The 24000-nt window shown below is 53.2% G+C and carries 21 protein-coding genes; 9 read left to right on the top strand and 12 right to left on the bottom strand.

Translation table 11 applies throughout. The features are described from left to right. Positions 1-25: 25 nt before the first annotated feature. Positions 26-2449, top strand: a complete 2424-nt coding sequence (locus THS27_RS09530; protein WP_085590212.1) for a TonB-dependent siderophore receptor — start codon at positions 26-28, stop codon at positions 2447-2449. Between the two features lie 110 nt (positions 2450-2559). Here THS27_RS09530 and THS27_RS09525 read toward each other — a convergent pair whose 3' ends face one another. Together THS27_RS09525 and THS27_RS09520 are read right to left on the bottom strand one after the other, a co-directional pair. Further along, complete coding sequence (locus THS27_RS09525) at positions 2560-3489, bottom strand: iron-siderophore ABC transporter substrate-binding protein (RefSeq protein ID WP_085590210.1); 930 nt, start codon at positions 3487-3489, stop codon at positions 2560-2562. Between the two features lie 753 nt (positions 3490-4242). Beyond that, the gene (locus THS27_RS09520) at positions 4243-5196 is read right to left on the bottom strand and encodes a LysR family transcriptional regulator (RefSeq protein ID WP_085590208.1); all 954 of its coding nucleotides are present in this window, start codon (positions 5194-5196) and stop codon (positions 4243-4245) included. 91 nt (positions 5197-5287) lie between these two features. Here THS27_RS09520 and THS27_RS09515 point away from each other — a divergent pair, with 91 nt between their 5' ends. The 3 genes from THS27_RS09515 to THS27_RS09505 are packed head-to-tail and all read left to right on the top strand — an operon-like array spanning position 5288 to position 7289. After that, the gene (locus THS27_RS09515; protein WP_085590206.1) at positions 5288-6238 is read left to right on the top strand and encodes a S9 family peptidase; all 951 of its coding nucleotides are present in this window, start codon (positions 5288-5290) and stop codon (positions 6236-6238) included. Continuing rightward, on the top strand, positions 6235-6837 hold the full coding sequence (locus THS27_RS09510) for an O-methyltransferase (protein ID WP_168184863.1): 603 nt from the start codon (positions 6235-6237) through the stop codon (positions 6835-6837). The genes THS27_RS09515 and THS27_RS09510 overlap by 4 nt, the downstream gene beginning before the upstream one ends. A gap of 20 nt (positions 6838-6857) precedes the next feature. Beyond that, positions 6858-7289: a nuclear transport factor 2 family protein gene (locus tag THS27_RS09505; protein ID WP_085590202.1), complete on the top strand. Its 432-nt coding sequence runs from the start codon at positions 6858-6860 to the stop codon at positions 7287-7289. A gap of 377 nt (positions 7290-7666) precedes the next feature. Here THS27_RS09505 and THS27_RS09500 read toward each other — a convergent pair whose 3' ends face one another. From THS27_RS09500 to THS27_RS09465, 8 genes are all read right to left on the bottom strand, one after another. Further along, positions 7667-7939 (bottom strand): hypothetical protein, encoded by a 273-nt coding sequence (locus THS27_RS09500; RefSeq protein WP_085590200.1) that lies wholly within the window; start codon positions 7937-7939, stop codon positions 7667-7669. Positions 7940-8218: 279 nt separating this feature from the next. Then, positions 8219-9733: a GMC oxidoreductase gene (locus THS27_RS09495; protein WP_085590198.1), complete on the bottom strand. Its 1515-nt coding sequence runs from the start codon at positions 9731-9733 to the stop codon at positions 8219-8221. Positions 9734-9744: 11 nt separating this feature from the next. After that, complete coding sequence (locus THS27_RS09490) at positions 9745-10842, bottom strand: ABC transporter ATP-binding protein (RefSeq protein WP_085590196.1); 1098 nt, start codon at positions 10840-10842, stop codon at positions 9745-9747. A 7-nt stretch (positions 10843-10849) separates the two neighbouring features. Next, entirely contained in the window at positions 10850-11728 is an 879-nt protein-coding gene (locus tag THS27_RS09485) for a carbohydrate ABC transporter permease (RefSeq protein WP_085590194.1), read from the bottom strand. Continuing rightward, positions 11718-12614: a carbohydrate ABC transporter permease gene (locus tag THS27_RS09480; RefSeq protein WP_085590192.1), complete on the bottom strand. Its 897-nt coding sequence runs from the start codon at positions 12612-12614 to the stop codon at positions 11718-11720. The genes THS27_RS09485 and THS27_RS09480 overlap by 11 nt, the downstream gene beginning before the upstream one ends. Positions 12615-12704: 90 nt before the next feature. After that, on the bottom strand, positions 12705-13958 hold the full coding sequence (locus THS27_RS09475; RefSeq protein ID WP_085590190.1) for an ABC transporter substrate-binding protein: 1254 nt from the start codon (positions 13956-13958) through the stop codon (positions 12705-12707). An 85-nt stretch (positions 13959-14043) separates the two neighbouring features. Beyond that, positions 14044-15351, bottom strand: coding sequence for a histidinol dehydrogenase (gene hisD, locus THS27_RS09470; protein ID WP_085590188.1), 1308 nt, complete (start codon positions 15349-15351; stop codon positions 14044-14046). A 136-nt stretch (positions 15352-15487) separates the two neighbouring features. Beyond that, complete coding sequence (locus tag THS27_RS09465) at positions 15488-17290, bottom strand: thiamine pyrophosphate-binding protein (protein ID WP_085590186.1); 1803 nt, start codon at positions 17288-17290, stop codon at positions 15488-15490. Positions 17291-17454: 164 nt separating this feature from the next. On the opposite strand from THS27_RS09465, the gene THS27_RS09460 reads away from it, so the two are divergent. The 5 genes from THS27_RS09460 to THS27_RS09440 all read left to right on the top strand — a co-directional run bounded on the left by THS27_RS09460 (position 17455) and on the right by THS27_RS09440 (position 21952). Then, entirely contained in the window at positions 17455-18288 is an 834-nt protein-coding gene (locus THS27_RS09460; RefSeq protein ID WP_085590184.1) for a helix-turn-helix transcriptional regulator, read from the top strand. Between the two features lie 127 nt (positions 18289-18415). Beyond that, complete coding sequence (locus THS27_RS09455; RefSeq protein WP_085590182.1) at positions 18416-19111, top strand: hypothetical protein; 696 nt, start codon at positions 18416-18418, stop codon at positions 19109-19111. A gap of 67 nt (positions 19112-19178) precedes the next feature. Further along, on the top strand, positions 19179-20540 hold the full coding sequence (locus THS27_RS09450) for an aspartate ammonia-lyase (protein ID WP_085590180.1): 1362 nt from the start codon (positions 19179-19181) through the stop codon (positions 20538-20540). Between the two features lie 12 nt (positions 20541-20552). Beyond that, positions 20553-21572 carry a glycoside hydrolase family 3 N-terminal domain-containing protein gene (locus THS27_RS09445; RefSeq protein WP_085590178.1) on the top strand — a complete coding sequence of 340 codons (1020 nt, stop codon included), beginning with the start codon at positions 20553-20555 and terminating at the stop codon, positions 21570-21572. Continuing rightward, on the top strand, positions 21572-21952 hold the full coding sequence (locus tag THS27_RS09440) for a VOC family protein (protein WP_210402868.1): 381 nt from the start codon (positions 21572-21574) through the stop codon (positions 21950-21952). Before THS27_RS09445 ends, THS27_RS09440 begins: the two co-directional genes overlap by 1 nt. A gap of 60 nt (positions 21953-22012) precedes the next feature. On the opposite strand, the gene THS27_RS09435 is transcribed toward THS27_RS09440, so the two are convergent. Together THS27_RS09435 and THS27_RS27170 are read right to left on the bottom strand one after the other, a co-directional pair. Continuing rightward, entirely contained in the window at positions 22013-23605 is a 1593-nt protein-coding gene (locus tag THS27_RS09435; RefSeq protein WP_139835536.1) for a GMC family oxidoreductase, read from the bottom strand. Positions 23606-23782: 177 nt separating this feature from the next. Beyond that, positions 23783-24000: hypothetical protein (locus tag THS27_RS27170; protein WP_210402867.1), on the bottom strand; the 218-nt coding region annotated here is incomplete at its 5' end.

The following is a 24000-nucleotide window of genomic DNA, read 5'->3' as shown; positions in this document are numbered from 1 at the left end:
TAAAGACCACAAACGGAGACCGGAAATGAATATTGGGGGAGCCGTCATGACCTATCGTCGTGGCTGCGTGGCAATGATCGCCAGTACACTTTTAATGACGACTGCTTTGGTACCGGTAATGGGCATTGGCCCGGCATTGGCCCAGGTACCGGTCGGGCCACAAAAAACGAACCTTTCAGCCACACATGTATTTGCTATCAAAGCCCAGCCAATGACCAGTGCACTGACACAGTTCGGGGTACAGTCCGGTGTGCAGGTAACGGTAGACGGGGCGCTGGCACGCAATATTAATGCCCGGGCCGTCGCTGGCACCATGACAGCAGAACAAGCCCTTGAAACATTGCTTTTAGGAAGTGGGTTAAGTTACGACATCACCAGTGACGGTACAGTTGTGGTGGTTGCGGTATCAGGGGCCACCAATGGCGACGGCATGGTACTGGATCCGGTACGGATTGTTGCCAATAGCGACCAGGATACCGGCCCCAAAAATGCAATTACCGATAGTTTCGTGGCCCCGCGCAGCCTGACAGGTTCCAAGACAGACACGCCGGTTCTCGACGATCCGGCAGCCGTTTCTGTGATTACGCAAAAAGAAATGGAAACGCGTAACGTACAGGATGTGCAGCAAGTCGTGGCTTATAGCGCGGGCGTGCAATCGGGTGAATACGGATCGGATGTGCGTTATGATTATGTGCGTCTTCGCGGGTTTTATTCTTCGTTATCAACCTATCGCGACGGATTATCATCACGCACCTATAACTTCACGACAGCCCGCCAGGAACCCTATGGACTTCAGCAGGTTGATGTCCTGAAAGGGTCAACATCCAGCCTGTTTGGAATGAACGGGCCGGGGGGACTGGTGAATTTGGTAACCAAACACCCGCAAGATGAAGCCGGGGGTGAAGTTTTTACCACATTTGGTAAAAATCATTTACGGACAGGTGGAGACATAACCGGACCAGTTGCGGAAGATAGCAAATGGACCTATCGCCTGACAGGGATGTGGCAGAATGCGGAGCGCAACCAGGACTATTCGCAAGATGATCGCATCTATATTGCGCCAGCCTTTACCTATAAACCAAAAGCAGGCACGGAATTAACCATTCTGACCAGTTACAACAAGCGCAAAAGCAATTTGGGTTACGGCTTTCCGGTCGGGATCGAAACCAGCCGGGACGCTTTTTTCGGAGAACCGGATTTTAATAATTTCGATACCGAAGAAACCAATCTTGGCTATGAATTTTCCCACCAGATTACCGACAAACTGCAATTTCGGCAAAATGCGCGCTATACTCATGTCGATCTGGATTACGAAACGGTTTATCTGAACGATACGGCCCCACTTGGCAACCGGAACGCTTTTGCGATTTATGGCAAGCTGGACCGTTTTGCCATCGACAACCAGATGCAGTATGACACCGCGATCAACCAGGATCTTGGCAGTAAGACGCTGATAGGATTTGATTTCAATCGTGATGTAAACCGCGAAAAACGATATGACGGGACGGCATCACCGATTGATCCCTATAACCCGGCTTATTGTGGCCTGTCCTGCATCAACATCAACTTTACCTCGGATACGGAAATTACCCAGGCAGCCTATGGGGTTTATGCACAGGAACAGCTAACGATTGCAAAAAACTGGATCGCAACCGTGGGTGGACGTTTCGACTATGTTCAAAGCGATGTCGATACACTTAGCAGCGGGACAACCGAAGAACGAGACGACCACAAATTCACGTCGCGCCTTGGCCTGACCTATAAGGCAACTGACGAGGTTTCGGTTTACGGTAACTACTCTGAATCGTTCGAACCGGTTTACAGCAGTACCTCGTCGCTTCCAGGTGGAGCCAAACCGCAGCTGGGTACGCAATACGAAGTTGGCATGAAATATCAACCCACCGAAATGGATGCATTGTTTACTGTGGCGCTGTTTGACTTAACACAGGAAAACGTTTCGCAGTGGAATGAAGATTATTCCAAACATACCCAGATTGGCGAAATCAACTCGCGCGGGATGGAAATTGAAGGCAAAATATCGCTTGATGCCCGCACCAATCTGACACTGGCCTATACATATCTTGATGCCGAAATCAAAGACGATGTCGTTACCAGCAACATTGGCAACCGCCCGGAAATGGTGCCGGAACATGCTGCATCGGCCTGGATTGATTACACAATTCCCGAAAATGGCGCGCGCGGAGATTTAACTTTTGGCACCGGGCTCCGCTTTGTCGGGTCGCGTTACAATAACAATGCCAATGGCGAACTACTGGGATCGCATACCGTGGTCGATGCACTGGTGAACTACAAGGTAACCGATAACGTCAATCTCGCGGTGAATGCAACCAACTTACTGGACCGGGAATATGTATCGTCGAACACATTTGGCAGCCGGTTTTATGGTGAAGGCAGAACGGTGCTGGCAACGTTGAAATACAGCTGGTAGGTCTGTCTATCCAACACATCCCCATTCAACAACAGGAAAGCCCGTCTCACAAATGACGGGCTTTCCTGCTTGTATAGGCAGGTTAGGGACGGGGGCCAAATGCCGTGTATTCAGGGTTTGGAATTGCGAACAATGGCATCCGCAAATTGTTCAGCAAAACGCGCACCAGATAAAACACTACCGAAGGTCCAGCTTGATGGAATGGCATAAACCTGGTTATGGCGTACAAAGGGCAACGTTTTCCATAAAGGGGACTGAAAAAGTTTGGCTTTGATAGTCGGCGCAACCGGTTCGATATAAGCAAGCTCGATATCCCCCATACTGGCAAGGTCGGCCACAGTTCCATTATGAAAGGACCAGCTATTCACACTTCCTTGCCAGGCATTGTCAAACCCCATGCGGGCCAGAACCGACCCGAACAAGGATGTATTGCCATGAATGCGAAAATTTGTTTCATCAATAATACGAACAATGGCAAATTTCCTGTCTGTACTGCTCACCGCACGAATGCGCTCGGCGGCAGTGGCAATACGGGCATTAACCTGCTTGATCACATCTTCGGCTTTTTCTGATTTGCCGGTTAATTTACCCAGATTGCGCAACAAAGTCTCTGCCCGGTCCATTGCCGCATCATTTGAATTATATATCGAATACACCAGTGTTGGCGCTACGGTTGAAAACTTGTCATATGCCATCACTGAATCGGAACTGATCAGAATTGCATCAGGATTGCTTTGACGCAGGGCCTCAAAATTCGGCTCCATACGTGTTCCAAGGTCAATAAACTTTTCCGGCAATGGGGGAGCAACCACCCATTCGCGATATGCATCAACCTCGGGAATAGCGACAGGATCAACACCCAACGCCAGCAAACTTTCCGTTAGGGCCCAATTTGAAACGGCGAAGCGGGTTGGTGGTTTATCAAACTCTGCCTGGCCAAGTTCGTGGGTAACGGTATTGGCAGTTGCCGGCAGGGCCGCAAACGGCGCAAATGTAACAACACATCCCAACGCCACCCGGCTAAACCAATGTTTTTTCATAATGTTATTCCTATACGACACCTTAATGTCGCGTAATTTGGCAATACAGTTTCCATGAACTATCTGACGCAAACAATGCCTGGAGATGACGTTGCCCAGCCTGAACGACATGCCGTGTTAATACTTGCTGCCAAAGCACCCGCCACATGAGAATGCCTATCAATTACCAGCGCACAATGCAACCGCGTAGCAATTGCATTGTGCGTTTTTAACACCCGACCAACCCAAGATATGATAGGCATCTGCTTCTGAGCTATCCGCTTTGCCCACAAGCCGTGGAAATGCAATGTTTCAGAATGCTCAATAATTTGTCATAAGATATATTATAGATCATTACCGGATCTGCGGCACGGCAAGAACAACCTACCTCTCAACATCATCAAACCACGGATTTGGTCCAATTTAACGCGGTTACACACACCGAATGTGCAATCTGATCGTACAGAACATAATGCATGTCAGGAATTTCAAAGGCCCGGTTCGCCTGCAACAATTTCTGTGCCTGTAGGTCATCAACAGTAAAGGTATAACTTTTCAAGCATACGTAGATTGTGCCGTTCTTCATCCAGTACGTGTCGTCCCGCTAACCGGTAGTACATCACCCAAGCGCCCCACCCAGCCGAAAGCAAGATGATAAAGAAAGACGCAGCAAAACAGGTTCGCAGCTTTCTTGTATTAAACATGGACCGGATAAACTGTGAACCAGTAGCCAGCTGCCATTTTATCATGCCACCTTCTGATTAAAATTACAGACTAGCGTTTATCCTCAGATACAGGGCCAATGGCTGATTTTAACCGGTCCCTCACCCAGGCCATACCGGCATCCATTTCGGCTCGATCGTGCCAGATCATACAGTAGGTGATTGGATCCGCTTCTGGAAAGTCCACAACGGCCAAATCATTCGCGGTGGCCATCAGATGGGCCATACGGCGGGGCACACACAGGACGAAATCGGACCCGATTACCGACAAGGGAGCCGACAGGAAATGTGGTGTCCGCAGATCACCCGGGCCGAATTGACGGCCATATTCCGCCAGCGGATCGTCCACTCCCATTTTACTGCCGTCCGGATATAACAAGACCACGCGAGGAAGCGTTGCGAGTTCCGAGGGCGCGATATGGCCGGAATGATCTCTTGAATCGAGGATCGGGTGGTCACTGCGCAGCAGAAGCGCAAAACTCTCGTCGAACAGCGGCGCGTAGTGAAAGCCTTGAGGAAGAATCTCGTCGGTGTATAAAGCAAAATCTGTCCGCCCCTCCTCAAGATCGCCCAGTGTCTCAACGCTCCAGGCGCACAACTCAAGTGATATGCCAGGCGCTTCAGCACGCAAAGCGCGCACCAGTGCCGGAACGACAACTGCTGCACCATAATCGGTCGTGGCGATACGGAACGTCCGTGTCGACTTTCCCGGGTCGAACCCAGGTTGCGCAAACACCCTGTTCGTCGCCGCAATCGCCTCGTGCAGTCGAGGGAGTAGTTCTATTGCGCGAGTGGTCGGAACATAACCGCCAGTGCTCGCGCGAACGAGCAAGGGATCACTCCCAAGCGCATGCCTTAGCTGCGCGAGCAACCGGCTAGCGGCTGGCTGACTTAAGCCAAAGGCCTCCCCAGCCTGCGTGACGCTGCGACGCATCAGAACTTCCGCAAGAAAGCGCAGAGCGCGAATATCGATATGGCCAAAACCAGGTTCATTCGTTTTTTGCATGATAATCAACCATACTTCGTCATTCCTCGAATGAAAAGCCACTCGTATCTTGAATTTCGAAAAACGTTCTTTCGAAAGATGGAGTTACCCCATGGCCGATGCCCCAAGCCACCCACAATCCCTTTCCAACGATAAGATCGCAGAACGTCTTAAAGCTATCGCGCAGGGATGGAGCCATCCGCTCCGTTCTCCTATCCTGCGTACGCCAGCAGACGAGGGCCTCGATTACGAAGACATCACATTTCCATCACAGGACGGAGTAGCATTGGAAGCATGGTTTATCCCCTGCTCCGGCTCAAATCGTCTCGTCATCGCCAATCATCCCATGATGTTCAATCGTTATGGATGCCCAACACATTTAGAGCCATGGCGGTCTTTCGGTGCGGCTACCGGCAACACATTCGAGGTTGATTACGTCGCCGACTACCGCCTCCTGCACGAGGCAGGGTACAATGTCCTCACTTATGACGAGCGCAATTTTGGCCTGAGCGGATCCGGCAATGGCGGCCTGAATAGCGGCGGCCGTTACGAGGCACGGGACGTAATCGGCTCCCTGCTCTATGCCCGAGGCCGACAGGACCTCAAAGATATGGCTATCGGCCTGTTCTCAAGATGCAACGGCGCGAACGCCACCCTCTATGCCATTCACACGCAACCGGATTACTTCCGGGAGGTCCGCTGTTTGCTGCTTTGCCAACCCTTGTCTATCCGCTCGGTGATGACCCGCGAATTAGCGGCTATGGGACTGGAGGATCGGGTGGATCAGCTTGACCGCGAAATCCGGCTCGCGGCAAGCCTCACCTTCGACCAGATGTCACCCAACTCGTGGGCATGCAGTGTGAACACACCGACCTTTTTATATCAGGTGCACGACGATGTTCTGACCACTCCGGCTGATGTTCAGGCAACGTTCGATGCCATTCCGATCTCGCAAAAAAAGCTGCACTGGATCGAAGGCACGTCTCTGCGATGGGACGGATATCTGGAGTTCCAACGCCGCCCCGAGCCGATGCTCGCCTGGCTGGACGAGTACATGGCATGATCACGCTTACAACAAACGCAAACGAACTTGCCCGCTTCGACGCATTGCAGACCGCCACACGCAGCCATCGGCGCCAGCACGGATGCCACGCCTACACATTCGAGGACGGTCCCGGCCTGTTGGCGATCGCGCGAACTGACCCCGCCATTCGGATACTCGAGCTGGGAACGGCAATCGGATACACAGCATGTGTTCTGGCGACTGCGACTGAACACACCCGTGTCGACACAGTCGAAGGCGATCCTGCGCATGTTGCGCTGGCCCGCGAGTACATCCGTAATCTTGGCCTCGACGAACGCGTGACGGTTCATTCGGGAGACTTTTTCAAGGTTATGGCCGAACTGGACGGGGTTTATGACCTGGTATTTTTCGATGGGCTCGGACCTACGCTTCGTCTCATCGAAAGGCTTGGAAACCTTTTGCGGCCAAAGGGTATTTTAGTCTGCGGTAACCTCGCCCACGCTAACAGCACCGAACATCAGGCGATCACCGACGAGTTCGAGCAGTCGGGTCGCTGGCAGCACATTGGCAGCATTGAAGAAGGTGGAACGCTCGCGTTCCGCAAGATCAAACCCGCGACATTATTTCAAACCGCATAAATCAAGGAAAGGAAATAAGCATGAAAAATGACGAAGAACAGATCCATGCACTCCGAGCCGAATGGCTTGAAGCAGCCCAATCGCGTGATCTTGATCGCATCATGGCAACCTACTATCCGGGGCCTGATTACCTCGCCTACGATGTGATGCCGCCCTTTATTTTCGAAGGTTGGGACACGTTCCGGGCGCACTGGAAAAGATTTTTCGAAATGTTTGATGCTGACCCGATTTTCGAACGGGGTGTAACAAAAATTCATTGCTCCGGCGACGTGGCCTTCTCCACAGGGCTCACTCGTTTCGCCGGTTCGATCGCAGGAAAAGGGTTCGACATGTGGTCGCGCGAAACGCTCGGCTATCGGAAGTTTGAAGGAAGTTGGCGAATCATCCATGACCATGTCTCGGTTCCGATTGATCTCGATACCCATCTTGGCGTGACCGACTTCAAGCCATAGAACATTTCGCTTAGCTAAAGCGGTTTTCAAATAATGTCGCAGGGCCAGCCCCTGCGGCATTCAAGCGGCAAGACAAATTTGTCAGATCATCTGCGGTCCGACAGGAGCGATGCGGCCGCTCTGGTTATATTGTGGGCCTCGGGCTACCATGACAGACCCTGCAATACGTTTTGAGAGAATTGAACAGACCTGGGGGAAACAGCAGGTTGTCAATGATATACATTCAAGATAGCCGTGTTGATATAAATCAGCACCCGCCCCATTTCCGAAGCGTTATTTCAGATGATCTTGATCCCCCCTTTCGCCAGCGCCCCCAGCGACAGCACAAGCCCGATCAGGCAGGCAAAAACGCCAACCGGCGCCCCGATTTCGTTATATCACTTATCCAAGATCAGCAGTTTGCCATTGGCCGCCAGATGGCGCATATCCGCCACTTGCTCGACCACCGGCACGGCGGTGACAATGGCATTGGCAATGATCTGGCCGGTTGACATCTCTTCCTTAAAATCGTTCTGAAGGGTCTGCCAACCCCATTGTACGTTCGACGCTACACTGTCGACCGCGCCGCGCTCCAGCCAGTTACGTTCGTCCTCTACCGGGGCAGGTTCTTCAAACGGCACCGGTTTAGTCGAATGGCCCAAAAAAGACACAGCATAACAGCCATAATGAAGTGATGGATCAGGAAGATGCGGACGAACGAACCGCAGCCAAAACCATGGTCGAACTATTTTAAGGTGCTTTAAAAATCGTTCGCTGCGCAAAGAAGACCAGTCCGCGCCAATAACCGGGTGGGATGATTAAGGGCAGCGGACTGGCAAGGTCACCCAGTGTTGTGCCAGGTGAGGGAGAGGTTAAACACGGCGCATCGCTCGCCCGCTCCTGTCCTGTTGGGAGAGGCGTATGGGCAGGCAGGCGGGCAATACCAGTGATCAGGGATTGTTGGCCGATATTTTCTGTGAAATGGCTTTACCCGCTTTCAGGGCTAGTGCGGCAATTGTCAGCGCCGGGTTTACTGCAGCGGATGTTGGCAGAACGGACGCATCCGTGACCCACAGATTGGCAATGTCGTGGGACTGGCAATCGGGATTGACGACCGAAGTGTGCGGATCAATCCCCAGTCGTGCCGTACCACATTGATGCGATGTTGTTTTGCGGCCAAAGGTGCGAATGGCAACAATCGGAAAACCTGCACGTTTCATCACCTTTTTTGTCTGGGCAATCAGTTGGTGATGCGCTTGCATGTTGGATCGCTGCCAATCGACAACAATGTCATTGCCCCGGATCATGACACGGCTTTGCGGGTTGGGCAGGTCTTCGCTGGTCAGGAACCAGCCAAAGGCACGCCCGGCAATTACCTTTGCCACAAAGGCCGGTAACATTGGCACCTGTGCCTTCAGGATGTTGCCGGTAATACGCCCCAGGCATTGCACATTGCCCAACGGCCCCGTTCCTGCCGGGCTGTTATTATAGAAATCATTGAAACACAGTGTTTTTTGATAAACACAGTCGTTTTTCAAAAACGGGTTCATCGTGATCATGGCACTGGTATTATGGTTCATGAAATTGCGCCCGACTTGATCTGACTTGTTTGCCAAACCAGCCGGATGCGCATTGTTTGCCGAGCGCAGTAATAATGCGGCGGATTGCACGGCACCTGCGGCAACAACAATATGCTTTGCAAAAATGCGTTCTTCACGCCCGTCTTGGGTGACCATAACCGACGTGGCGGTTTGGCCGCTGTCATCGGTTTCAATACGCGTTACCCGGGCATTGGGCCAAAGTTCAACATTCGCGTGTTTTAAGGCCTGATCCAGCGGCCCTGATTGCGCATCAATCTTGCCTTTGCCGGTATTGGGGAAGGCATCCCAGCCGGTTTTACCCTCGGCAAGCCAGGTTTTGATGTCGATGGCAAGTGGCAGGCTGGCCGGCGTAACCCCCGCTTTTTGCAGGCGCTGACGAACGCGCGCCATCGCCGGTTCATCGGGTACGGCGGGAAAGGGAAAATCATGGGCGCGCGGCGGGTCGGTCGGGTCCTGTCCCAGGGCACCATGCACCTGAAACAGATTTTCGGCCGCATCATACCACGGGGCAAGATCACCATAACTGATTGGCCAGCCCGGCGATTGCCCTTCGGGATGTGGCCGGGGGGTAAAATCCTGTTCACGGTAACGGTACATCACCGCGCCATAGAATTTGGAATTCCCCCCGACATAGTAATAGTTCCCCGGCAAAAACCGTTCGCCATCGGTTGCCAGCCATTCTTCATCGGATTGATAAAAACCCTTTTGAAAAATGGCGACATCATCGCGGGCTTCCGGTGTGTGTTGTAAATGGGGGCCACGCTCCAGGATCAGGATTTTGGCACCTGTAGGGGCCAGGGACGACGCCAGCGTCGCCCCGCCAATCCCGGAACCGATAATGATGATGTCGCAAGAAAAGGTCATGCCGGGTCGCCTTAATCGATGCGTTGTTCGGTTTGGGGATCAAACAGCACGATTTTTGCTGCATCAATGCCCAAAGATACGACCTGCCCGCTTTTCAGGGTTTGTGGCGGGACGCGCGCGGTAACATCGGCACCGCCAAGGGCAAACATCGCCAGGGCATCAGGTCCGGTTGGTTCAACCACCTCGATGGTGACATTGGCACTTGCATCGGCATTTGTATTTACCGAAAAACCTTCCGGGCGAAGTCCAACCAATACATCCTTGCCGGCATATTTCGCCTTTGCCGCGTCGCTAAGGGGAATATTTGTCATCAGGGCGTCTTCGCCATTGGTTTGGCGCACACGGATAACGGGGGTGTCGCTGCCCGCGGTCATGGTGCCTGGCACGATGTTCATGGCAGGCGAACCAACGAATTTCGCCACATATACATTCGCCGGGCGTTCATAAACGGTTTGCGGGTCATCAAGCTGCTGAACGATGCCGTCTTTCATCACCGCCACACGGGTTGCCAGGGTCATCGCCTCGATCTGGTCGTGGGTGACATAGACGATGGTCGTGCCAAGCCGTTGATGTAACCGTTTGATTTCGGTGCGCATATCGACACGCAATTTGGCATCTAGGTTGGATAACGGTTCGTCAAACAAAAACAGCTTGGGATTGCGCACCAGTGCCCGGCCCATTGCCACACGCTGGCGCTGCCCGCCGGAAAGCTGCGATGGTTTGCGATCCAGCAAATGGTCGATCTGCAACAGTTCGACGGCGGCCTGGGTGGCCTTTTCCCGGTCAGCCTTGGCAGTTTTGCGAATTTTCATGCCAAATTCGATGTTTTCGCGCACCGTCATCGTCGGATACAAGGCATAGGATTGAAACACCATGGCAATGTCGCGGTCCTTGGGCATCAAATCATTGACCCCCTGCCCGCCAATGCGGATTTCACCGTCGGTAATTTCTTCCAGCCCGGCAATCAGGCTTAGCAGCGTTGACTTGCCACAACCCGACGGCCCCAGAAGAACCAGAAAATCGCCTGCCTCGATCGAGATACTGACTTCCTTGAGAACCTCGAGATTGCCATAGCTTTTTCGTACGCGATCAATTTCCAGAGTAGCCATTTTTCAATCAGCCTTTCACTGCGCCTGCTGTAAGCCCGCGAACGAAAAAGCGGCCAGCAACGATATAGACAAAAAGTGTGGGAAGAGCGGCGATCATGGCAGCCGCCATATCGACATTGTATTGTTTGCGGCCCATCGTCACGTTGACGATGTTGTTAAGCGCAACCGTAATTGGCGTGTTTTCACCCGCGGTAAAGGACACCCCAAACAGGAAATCATTCCAGATCTGGGTGAACTGCCAGATGCATGACACCACCAGAATGGGAAGCGCAGCAGGCAGCATGATCGAGAAGAAAATGCGAAAGAAACCCGCGCCGTCGATCTGTGCGGCCTTTGTCAGTTCATCGGGGATGGTGATGAAATAATTGCGGAAAAACAGGGTTGTGAAACACACACCATAAACCGTATGCACCAGAACCAGCCCGGAAATGCTGCCTGAAAGTTTCAGCATCCCCAAAATTTGCGCCATGGGCAGCAATACTGCCTGATAGGGCAAAAAACAGCCAAATAACAGCAGGCCAAATACGACATTGTGATAGGGGAAACGCCACTTGGTCAGAACATACCCGTTGATCGCGCCAAGACCGGTCGAAAGGGCAACCGCGGGCACCACCATCATCAGCGAATTAATAAAATAGGGTTTAAGGCCGGTACAGGCCGTGCCAATGCAGGCCTCGCCCCATGCCTTGGCCCAGGCATCAAAGGTGATGGCTTGGGGTAAGCCGATAAACGACCCCGAATAGATTTCATCAAGCGATTTTAACGACGTTGTCACCATGACCCAAAGCGGCATCAGATAGACGCTGGCAATGGCGATCAGGCTGCCATAAATGATGAATTTGCCAATGATAACGGATTTGCGGGCAGAGCCGGTTTTAGTCGGCATGGCGGCTCTCCTTCAATTCGGAATAAAGATAGGGAATGATGATGGCAGCCACGGTCATCAGCATCATGATCGCACTTGCGGCCCCTACCCCCATCTGGTTACGGCGAAATGTCGCGGAAAACATGAAGGTGGAGGGTACTTCGGTCGCACTACCCGGCCCGCCATTGGTCATAGCCAGGACCAGATCAAAGTTTTTGATTGCGATATAGCTAAGCAACACGATGACCGAAAGAAATGCCGGGCGCAGCATGGGGATAATGATGCTGCGGTAAATTTTGGGCAGGGATGCGCCCTCGATCTGGGCGGCCTTGATCACGGAATTATCAATGCCGCGCAAACCGGCAAGGAAAATGGCCATGGCAAACCCCGATGATTGCCAGACTGCCGCAATGACAATGGTGTAAATGGCAAAATTGGGCCGCGTGATCCAGTCAAAGACAAAGCTTTCCCAGCCCAGGCTGCGCACCACTTTTTCAATGCCAAGATCGGGGTTTAAAATCCATTTCCAGGCCGTACCCGTCACAATGAAGGAAAGCGACATGGGATACAGATACACCGCACGCAACGCGCCTTCGGCACGGATATTCTGATCAAGCAGAATGGCAATGATCAGGCCCGTTCCCACCGTGATGGCAAGAAACAGAAAACTGAACAGGAACAGATTGATAACAGCCGTGTGCCAGCGCGGTGTGGACCACAGGCGGATATATTGCTCAAGACCGACAAAGTCGTAATGGGGCACCATGCGCGATGATGAAAGCGATATCCAGCCTGTCCAGACCATGAACAGATAAACGCCAACCAAAACCATCACCATACTTGGTGTCAAAACCAGGCGGGGTAACCATTTCGCCAACCGGTCCGTAAGATGTGTGTTTCGAAACATGTATTCCTCGCCGGGAAATCGTGGAAATCGTGGGGGGATACGGATTGCCGGGCCTGTGAAATGCGCCACAGGCCCGGCCGTTAAGCGCGCCTAGCGGGCGTTGTCGATGCCGTCGACAAGCATTTCCACAGCTTCGTCCGAGGACATTTCCGTAACAAAGAACCGGGCGGCAACATCGCCAAATACGCCAGCGAATTGCGGCTGGCTGGCAAAGCCATGTGTTGCAGCGCCAAGCATGGCGCCATCATTGATGGCTTCGGTACGTTCCTGGAAACCCTTCCGGGCGCAGGCATCAAAATCATCGACCGAAACATCGCTACGTGCGGGGATCGATCCTTTGATCTTGTTGAAATCGCGCTGGACTTTCGGGTCCATGATCACCTGTGCCAGGGCGTCCTGACCTTTGGTCACGTTTTCATCATTGATGTAAAACATGCCAAAACTGTCGATCAGAAAAAGGAAGGACGGGGTTTTGCTGGGTGTGGCAAAGCACAGGAAATCGGTATCGGGTTTCAGGCCCTTTGCCAGAAATTCACCCTTGGCCCAGTCACCCATCACCTGCATGGCAGCCTGGCCGTTAATGACCATACCGGTTGCAACGGCCCAGTCCCGGCCATTGAAACGATCGTCAACAAGGCCGCGTACTTCGCGAAGCGTGTCAAAGATATGTTTCATCGTGTCACTGGAAAGGACCTCGTCATCCAGATCGACCATCGCTTTTTTATAAAATTCCGGTCCGCCAATGTCGGCAACAAGGGAATCAAACACCACCTGGATCTGCCAGGGTTCATCGCCAATCGCCAGCGGGATGATGCCGGCATCTTTCAGTTTCTTGCCATCTGCAATCAGCTCTTCCCAGGATTGCGGCTGTTCAATGCCGACCTTGTCGAACACCTTTTTGTTGGCCCAAACCCAGTTCTGACGATGCATGTTGATGGGAACGGCAAAAAAGCCGTCATTTGATTCAACAAATGGTAAAACCTGGGGCGCAATGGCCTTTTGCCAGCCATTGGCGGTTGCCATGTCGTTCATATTGCGCAAAACGCCTTCGCTGGCCCAGTCCAGCCCTTCATAGCCCAGAAACTGCATCGCTGCAGGCGGGTTGCCAGCGGCAAGGCGCGTGCGCAAGGCCTGTTGGGCATTGGCGCCCGACATGCCACCAACCGCACTGTCCTGCCAGCCATATCCTTTTTCGGCCAGTGCATTGCGAATAACATTCAGGGCCGCGACTTCACTTTCCGATACCCAGTGATGCAGAACTTCGATCTTGGTTTCGGCATGGGATGGCAGTGACGAGGCCGCAACCAGCAGGCCCGCCACGAAGGCGGATTTTAATTTGTTCATCAGAAACTCCCTGATTTGAAAGATTGAGCGTGAAAAAATCCCGGACCGGCGGCTTTGTGCTCGTCTCGGTCCGGATAACGTGACGTTAGCCGTCTACAGCCGCGCCATACCCGATATTGCGGCCCCCAAAACGGCGAACACGGATGTTGGCTTGTTCGGCATGGCCGATGAAGCCTTCCATGTGGCAAAGACGTGACCCGTAAGCCCCGATTTTGGCCGATGCCTCATCGGTCAGAATGCGCTGATAGGTGCAGGTCTTAAGGAATTTTCCAACCCAAAGCCCGCCGGTGTAACGTGCGGCCTTAAGGGTGGGTAAGGTGTGGTTGGTGCCAATGACCTTGTCACCAAAGGCAACATTGGTGCGTTCACCCAAAAACAACGCACCGTAATTGGTCATGTTTTCCAGGAAATAGTCAGGGTCGCTGGTCATGACCTGCACATGCTCGGATGCAACACGGTCGCCTTCCTGCACCATTTCTTCAAGGGTATCGCAAACGATGATTTCGCCGTAATCCTGCCAGGCCTTTGCAGCGATTTCCGCGGTTGGCAGGATTTGCAACAGGCGATCAATCTGCTCAATGGTGTCGCGGGCCAATTTTTCGGAATTGGTGATCATGACTGCCGGTGAATTGGTGCCGTGTTCGGCTTGCCCTAACAAATCGGTTGCACAAATTTCGCCATCAACGGTTTCATCGGCAATAACCAGGGTTTCGGTCGGCCCGGCAAACAGATCGATGCCGACTTTACCAAACAAAAGGCGTTTGGCTTCGGCCACATAGGCATTGCCGGGGCCTGCCAGCATATCAACCGGTTTGATGGTTTCGGTGCCATAACCCATGGCCGCAATGGCCTGCACACCGCCCAGGCAATAAATTTCGTCAGCACCGGCCAAATGCTGGGCTGCGACGATTTTCTGGGCGATTTCACCCTTGAAGGGCGGCGCACATGTAATAACGCGTTTGCAGCCTGCGACCTTTGCGGTCAGCACCGTCATATGGGCGGATGCCAGCAACGGATATTTCCCGCCCGGGACATAACAGCCAACATTTTCAATTGGCACATTCTTATGTCCCAAAACCACACCGGGAAGCGTTTCAACTTCAAGGTCGGTCATGGTTGCGCGCTGCAAACGGGCAAAATTGCCAACCTGTTCCTGGGCGAAATCCAGGTCGTGGCGTTCCTGTTTGCTCAGCCCGTTAACACAGGCGGAAATTTCGGCATCGCTAAGCCGGTAACAGTCGCGATCAAGCCCGTCAAAACGGATGCTTAGTTCCCGAACCGCGCGGTCACCGCCCCCGGCCACTTCGGCCAAAAGCGTTTCAACGGCCTTGGTTACGGCGGGGTCTGTGTGGTCGCTGCTTTGAAGGCGTGCGGTTTTAAAATGCCTGATCATGCAAATATCTACCCTTTCGGGTGACGCATCGCATTCACCCGCTGTGCAAATTTATGGTTTGGAGATGATGGTGTAGTCGTCGCCGTGCGTCAGGTGGGAAGGGCTTTATCGCGGCCCTTCCCTGCCCGACGGGCGATTACAGATGCTGTTCTTTTTTGCGCATCTCGCTATAGGCGGCCTGTTCTTTTTCGTAATAAGCCGGTGACGGGAAATCCCACCAGCCCGTTGCAAACGGTCCTGCCGCATCGCGCGAGACGATGACTTCCACCAACGCCGGACCATTACAATCAAGTGCGGCTTTCAGGCTGCTTTCAAGGTCTTCATCCTTTTCAACCTTCCAGGCCTGCAGGCCAAAGGCGCGTGCCGTTGCGGTCAGATCGGCCGAATATGGCGCACCATTGCCGGCATGATGGTTGAATTCCGATGCGATATGACGGCCCATGAATTTGCGCTGCCCACCCCGGATCGACATGTAGCCCTGGTTGTTCAGAACAAGGAATACAACATTGATCCCGTTCATGACGGCCGTTCCCATTTCAGGCAACGACATCATGAAATCACCATCGCCGACAATGGCCACTACCTGCTGGTCCGGGCAGGCCAGTTTGGCGCCCATGGCGGCGGGCACTGCCCAGCCCATCGGCGAAAAGGACCCCGATGTAATATGGGTACGCGGTTCGTAAACCGGAAAGCTTTGTTTGACCGACCCCTGCGTATTGCCCGAGCCAACTACAACAATGCCGTTCCGGTCCAGTACATTGCGCAGGGCGCGAAGCGGGCGCTGCGATGTAAACGGGGTTTCGCGGCTGTTTTCACGCGGGGACACCTGTGCTTCCCAGTCCGCCTTTGCCTGTTTGACATCGGCAAGGAAGGCTTCGTTTTCAATGCGGGCCTGTGCTGCATTATCCGCGGGGACCAGGGCCAGCATTGCCTCAAGGGCGATTTTGGCATCGGCGACAACGCCAACTTCGGTCGGATAGGTTTTGCCAATTTCGCGGGGATCAAGGTCAATATGGACCAGTTTTCCCGGCGGGATCGAAAAGCTGACCCCCTGCGCATAGGACGATGCCGACCAGTCGGTAAAGCGGCAACCAACCGACAACACAACATCGGCGGAAGACGTGATTTTGTTGCCACATGTGGTGCCGGTCTGGCCAACAGCGCCAATAAACAGTTCGTGATCCTCGGAAATGGCACCCTTGCCGTTCCAGGTGATGGAAACAGCAGCGCCAAGGCGTTCGGCCAGTTCCGTCAAGGCCCTGGATGCGTTGGCGGTAATAGCCCCTCCGCCGGCAACAATCACCGGCCGTTTGGCCGATTGCAGCAGTTTGACGGCGGCTTCAATCGCGGCCGGGTCCGGGTGGGCAATACCGATGGGAAGGCGGCTTTGCAACGGGTGGATCGTGACATCGGCTGCTTCAACCTGCACATCCATCGGTACTTCAACATGGACCGGGCCGGGACGACCCGTCATCATCTCGTTAAAGGCGCGATGCATGATAGTTGGCAATACTTCGACCGATTTTGCCTGCCAGGCGCGCTTGGTTACCTGTTCGGTAATACGGGGAAAGGCATTGTCCTGCTGGCGTTCGAGTTCCTGCATCGTGCCATGGCCGTGCATGTAGGTTTGCGGTGAACCCGACACATAAAAAACCGACGTTGAGTCACAATAGGCCGTTGCCAGTCCAATGATGGTGTTGGTTGCACCCGGCCCGACCGAGGTTGAACATGCCATCGGCTTGCCACATGCGCGGTAATACCCATCGGCCATGTGTACAGCACTTTGTTCATGCATGACCTGGATGAACGGAATTTCCGAACCTTCCTGCATGAAGGCATCAAAAAGTGACCAGATGCCATGCCCCGGAACGCCGGCTACATATTCTACGCCATATTCCTTGAGCGCCTTGGCAACGACTTGACCGCCCGTTAGTTTCATAATCTTTGCTTCCCTGCTTGTGTTACGCCCTTTGAGCAAGTGGCGTATCTGCGTTGTTGCTGATCAAAATCTTGCAGACTTGACAGGGTCCGGGCAATTTCGCATATGATAGATTGATGACGCAAATTGACGCACAATGTGCGAAGTAGTGAGAGGCCAAAGATTTGCTACCGCAACATGAAACAACGGCTCGCCTGGCGGCATTTTCGGCCAATCTTCGCCTGTTATGTGACCGTCAGGGCTCCATCTCGCACATATGCCGCAAGGTCGGCATCAACCGGCAGCAATTCAACAAATATCTGTCGGGCAAACATTTGCCGTCATCGGGGAATATTCGCATCATCGCCAATTTCTTTGGTCTGAGCCCGGAAGTTCTGTTTTCCGAACCCGAACATTTCAGGGCGCTGGTTGATGGCAATTTCTTCGATGTGCTGGATAATTTGCGCCGCGCGCCACAGGTGCTCAGCTTCCTTGATACGGTCGCGGTCTCAAGCAAGGTGGATATGGGCGAATATGTCGGCTGTTATGACCGCTACCAGTATTCGTCAATCTATTCGCGCAAGATTTTGCGTTCTGCCTTCTGCATTTTCCAGAATGGCGATTTCCTCAATCACTATTATGTTGAACGCTTTCCCAGTTACGACAACCCGAAGAAAACCGAATATATCTTTAAATATCATGGCTTTACCTTCCCGGTAGAAGACCGGGTTTTCTGCATCGATTTTGAATCGGTGCAGCGGAACGAATTTACCTTTGGTATTTTTTCCAGCGTGCAGCGCAGCGCCAAACGTTTCATGTTTGGCATTGTCAGTGGCGTGGCTGCAACCATGTTCCGCCAGCCTTTTTCAACCCGGGCCGTTTTGCATTACCGGCGCCCCGGCCTTCTCAGCCGTGAAGAACTGCAAAGCACAACCACCCTTGATATGAACGACAATTCGATTCCGCGCGAAGCACGTGAATATCTGGGCGAAGCGCCCGACATGATCAAACCCAGCTAGTTTTTGCGCAATCAGTGCCAATTTCTGCTTCAAAGTGCGTCATAATTGCTTTTATCGCGAACTGGCCTGCGTCGAAATAAGATGGTTTGCTATCGGCAACTTAACGGAAACCGACAGGCATTGAATCATGACGAATGAAGTCCGCAACCTCGCCTTTCACGACGAATTCATCACGGCACAGCTTATTGATAATCCTTGTGATTATCATGTTAAGGATGGGGTTGTTATCAACCTGTCACCTGCCCCGATGATTACGGGCACGGACCACCCGGCAATTGTTCCAGCATGGAAATCGACCTGGCTTAAGGGGGGCGTGATCAAGTCTGGTGAACGTGCGGCCGTGATCAAGGTTGTCAAACGCACCAATCTGGGCGGTGTTGGCCTGCGTGACTGGGACTGGCTGGGAAACCGTATTCGCAGTTTTCCGCGCGATACACCGCTTTATATTTCCCCGCAGGACCATATCGGCAGCGTCGTTACCGACCCGTTTGTGTTTACCAATGAACGGCGCGATTCAACAGCCCCGCAGGAATTTGACCTGAAACTTAATCTGTGGTGGTCGCCGGGTGATACGGATTGCTTCATCCATAATGAACATCCGTTTTTGGAAGTTCATACGCAAATTCATGGCCTTGGCCGTATGCAGAAATTTGCCACCCGTGATGAAAGCACACTTTACGAAGATCTTTTAATGCCCGCGGGCTATTCACATGATCCGTTTTGCCGGGTTACGGGTGAAAATGAATGGACCTATCCCTGGCATCGTTATTACGCCGATACCGACTCCGTCTGGCTGGCAATCGAACTGCATCCCAGAGGCTGATTTACCGTTGTGATCATTCCGGCAGAGTCAGTTTGGGCCTGCCGATAGCAAATGCAGGAAAACGGTGATGGAGCCAGATCCAAGCTGGGTGCGCCTGGAAACCGATGCGCTAGGCAGCCGCAAAATTCCGCGAGATGCGCTTTATGGTATTCACAGCCTGCGCGCATCGGAAAATTTCAATGTTTCAGGTACAACGCTGGCAAGTCTGCGCCCGCTGGTTAAGGCCTTTGCCCTGGTTAAAAAGGCCGCTGCCATTGCCAATAACCGGTTGGGCCTGCTGACCGATGAAAAGGCCGATGTTATTGGCCGGGTGTGCGACGAACTTCTGGCAGGCCAGCATGCCCGGCATTTGATTGTCGATGTGTTTCAGGGCGGGGGTGGCACCTCCAGCCATATGAATTTAAACGAAATCATCGCCAATCGCGGGCTGGAATTGCTGGGTTATGCCTGCGGCAATTATGAACATTTGCATCCGGTTGATGATGTTAATCTGTCGCAATCAACAACTGATGTGCACAGTACGGCCTTGCGCATTGCCCTGTTATTTGAACTGGCCGAACTGAAAAATGCCGTTTCCGGCCTTGCCGAAAGTTTTGCCGCCAAAGGCCGGGCTTTCAAGGATGATTTGAAACTGGCACGCACCCATTTGATGGATGCCGTGCCCATGAAAATAGGCGAGGAATTTGCCGCCTTTTCGCATGTCCTGTTACATGATCTTGAAAACACGCTGGCGATGCGCGCCGGGCTTTCGCAGATCAATCTTGGCGGCACCATTGCCGGGTCATCGCTGAGCGATCAACCGGCATTTACCCACGCTGTGATCAAAGAACTTGAAACTCTTACCAGCCTGTCACTGATGCCAGCGCATGATCTGGTGGCGGCGGCATGGAATATGTCCGACCTTGTTGGGCTTTCAGCGGGGTTAAAGCGCCAGGCGATTACATTATCAAAGATTTGCAATGATTTGCGCCTGCTTGCCAGCGGACCGAATGGGGGTATTGGTGAATTGTCGCTTCCGCCGGTGCAGGCAGGTTCACCGCAAATTCCCGGTAAAATAAACCCGGTGATCCCCGAAATGGTTAACCAGGTTGCCTTTCAGATTATCGGTAGCGACGTTGCTATCAGCCTGGCCGCCGAAGCCGGGCAATTGCAGCGCAACCCGTTTGAACCAATGCTGGCCCATTCGCTGCTCGGCGCGACGGGCATGCTGACAAAGGCGATGAAAACACTGGCAAAGCAATGCATTGACGGGCTTGTTGTTAACCTTGGCCGGTCGCGCGGCATGCTGGAACATCCCGACACCATTGAAAACGGGCTGGTTCCCTTTATCGGGGCGGATGATGCCCATGCACTGGCGCAGTCCATAAGCCCCGATAAGCCCCTTTCCGCCCTGTTAGGGCCATATCTGGCCCGCAAACCCAAATCCTGAAACGAGGACCCTATGAGCCAGCTTGTCCTGGATGCCAATGCCGTTTTATTGCCGGCGATCGATAATCTGGAACTGACACCGGCCCTGGAACAGTATTTTTCCGAAGGCGGCAAAACCCTGCTTTTGGGGGAAAACCGTGCTGAATATGTTGCCCGCAAAATGTCGGAAACGCGCTGTCAGTCCGAAACAGCGGCGGATTTTGGTGCCTTTGCATCGCTGATCCATAAAAAGGCGGGCGGTGCGATCATTGCCCTTGATCAGGAACCGGCCGGAATTTTACGCTTGCATGGTATGGTGCCGCAAATACCGGGCCGTGACGCACTTCTGGCCATGAGCGATGACGAAATTTACGTATCCTCACTTGCAATGGCAAAGGCCGCCCGTGCATTGGGCGTGACCATGTTTCTATCGCCAGTCGTTGATGTGATAACCGGCAATAACCCATGGCTTCAGGGCCGCACACTGGCCGATGACCCCGCACATACCACCCGCATTGCCAGTGCCTTTATCAAGGGGGTTGAAGCGGCAGGGATTATCACCGTGGCAAAGCATTTTCCCGGCCACCCCGATATTGATGGCGACCCGGCAACGGATATCGCCACCATCATTGCCAGCAAGGATGATATTGACCGGGCGATATCGGTTTTTGCCGGGGTCATTGCGGCGGGCCCGCGTGCTATTATGACTGGCCCTGCCCTTGTCCCGGCGATGGATGCTGATATGCCATCTTCCTTATCGGAACCGACAATATCGGCGCTGAAAAAACTGGGTTTCGCCGGGCTTGTCGTTAGCGACGATCTTGATGCGCCAGCTACCCTGCGGGATCGTTTTGATGTGCCCGGTGCGGCCATTGCGGCCTTAAAGGCCGGGTCTGATTTATTGTTATTATCAGCTGCCAATGATCTGCCCGCATTAAATACCCGTATCTGCCAGGCTGTCGAAAATGGTGACCTGCCAGCCCAGCGGTTGGCAGATGCCGCAAATCGCGTGCGCAAACTGGCCGGTCAGGCTGCTGCACAGTCGGCGGGTTGATGATGGCCTATATTGAACATGTCGCGTTATGGACGCGGGATTTGGCGGCATCGGCTGCATTTTGGCAACAATATTTCGGGGCGCAAATATCAGCAGTCTATCGCAGCCAAAACCGCCCCGGTTATCAATCCATCTTTGTCAGTCTGGAAAAAGGCACCCGGATCGAACTGATGACCGGGCCGTGGGTTAACCGGATTCAAGACTATGAATTTGAAGGCTGGTCGCATATTGCCATATCGCTGGGTAGTGAACTGGCGGTTAACGACAAGGCAAGCGAACTCGCCCGCGCCGGATTTGATGTTAAGGGACCACGCCATACGGGCGATGGCTATTACGAGGCGGCATTTACCGCACCGGGAATATCCTGGTTGAAATACTGATCTGATTTCGGGGCCCTGCGTCACCAGATGCTAACGCATGGTGACGCAGGGCCTTTACTATTAGATGGCTTTTTCACCCAAAATCAGATCAGAAGCCTTCTCGCCGATCATGATGCAAACCGCATTTGGGTTCCCCGAAATCAGGTTCGGCATGATCGAGGCATCGGCAACCCGTAACCCGTCAATCCCACGTACTTTCAGGTCTGGTGCGACCACGGCCATGTCGTCCTGCCCCATTTTGCAGGTACCAGCTGGGTGTAAGGCAGCATGGGCCGTATTTTGGCAAAATGTTCTGAAATCAGCCCGTGTGCGAATTTTCATGTCTGGCACATGGCGCTGTTGCAGATATTTGCGAATGGCGGGTTGCTCCATAATTTCAATGGCAAACAGCCCCCCGTCCGTCAGCGTTTCCAGATCATAAGGATCGGCCAAATAATTGGGCGAAATGCGTGGCGGCGTTTGCGGATCGTCCGATTGCAATGTCACCTCGCCACGCGATCGCGGGCGGATCTGGCCCAGATTGATGGTACAGCCATTGCCACCCGGTACAGCCTCGACACCTTCTTCAATGCCGGCGCCAACAACCATAAAATATTGCATGTCGGGCATGGCCTCGTCCCGGTTTGCCCACCAGAAACCGCCCCCTTCTATCAGGTTCGAGGATGCAGGCCCGCCTTTGAATAACAGATAATTCAAACCCGCCAGCGCCTTCCAGTGCAGCTTTTTGTATTTGTCGTAACTATGCGGCCCGTTAAGCTGATAGATCAGCGACATTTCAATATGGTCCTGCAGGTTCTGCCCAACGCCGGGCACATCGGCCAAAACCTTGATGCCGTGCTTTTCAAGGGCACCGGCCGCACCAATACCCGATGTCATCAAAAGTTTGGGGCTGGCAATGGCACCGGCGGAAATAATCACTTCGCGCCGGGCGCGCAAGATGCGGATTTTGCCATTCATAACATATTCAACACCCGTGGCACGGCCATTTTCGCATATGATTTTGCAAACGCGGGCACCCGTTTGAACCGACAGGTTTTTGCGGTTGCGTGCCGGTTTTAAATAGGCTGTTGCCGCGCTGCTGCGACGGCCATTACGCGCGGTGATCTGATAAAGCCCGCAACCCGCCGGATCGCCTGAATTGAAATCAGGGTTAAACGGCATGCCCTTTTGCTGGCATGCCAAAAGCCAGGCACGGGTTAAGGGGTGGATATGGTCTATATCGGAAACACCAAGTGGCCCATCCGTGCCGTGGGCATCATTGCAAAAGCGGTTATTGTTTTCGGCCTTTTTGAAATAGGGCAAAACTTCATCATACCCCCAACCTTCTGCACCGGCCTGTGCCCAACCGTCATAATCGGCCGGGTTACCGCGAATATAAATCATGGCATTTACCGAACTGCCACCCCCCAGCACCCTGGCCTGCACCATTGTCGGGTCATCATCGCGGGCCTGATCGGCAGTTGGTTGCCAGTTATAGCGTTTTAACAGGCGGCCCTGCGCGGTTTTGTAATAGGCACCGGGAATATGGATATAGGGATTATAATCACGCGGACCTTCTTCAAGCAGGACAACGCTGCAATCGGGGTTTTCTGACAGGCGCGATGCAATCACACACCCCGTCGAACCGCCACCAACAATAATGTAATCCGCCATTTGCATTTGCCGTTCCCCTGATTGTTCCGACCTGCAAGGCGTAATCAGGCGCAAAAGATGCAACAAGGCGCACCCAATCCGCAGCAGGTATTGACCGAAAATATCAGGATGCTCAATGCATTCAATTTCGCAGGGCAATGTGCATCGACGCAAAGTGACGCACAAGTTGCGACAATTTTATACCCGCCAATAAGGAATGCTTATTTGCCTCAACGATGTGCCGCCGGGATTGGGCCTTAAAACGGGCATTTTGCGCAGTTGCGTCAGTTTGCGCTTTATAAAAACCTGTTGCGCAATTGCCTGTCGGCCTGTTTCACCGAAAAATCGCTGCAGATTTAACGGCTGGTTCATGCTGGCCATGTGCATCAAAGGGAATATTAGGGTCTGAACCCAAT

This window comes from Thalassospira sp. MCCC 1A01428, assembly GCF_002115825.1.
In the GTDB taxonomy this organism is placed as follows: domain Bacteria; phylum Pseudomonadota; class Alphaproteobacteria; order Rhodospirillales; family Thalassospiraceae; genus Thalassospira.
Note: the sequence above shows the minus strand (reverse complement) of the source record. Positions and strands in the feature narration are given on the sequence as shown.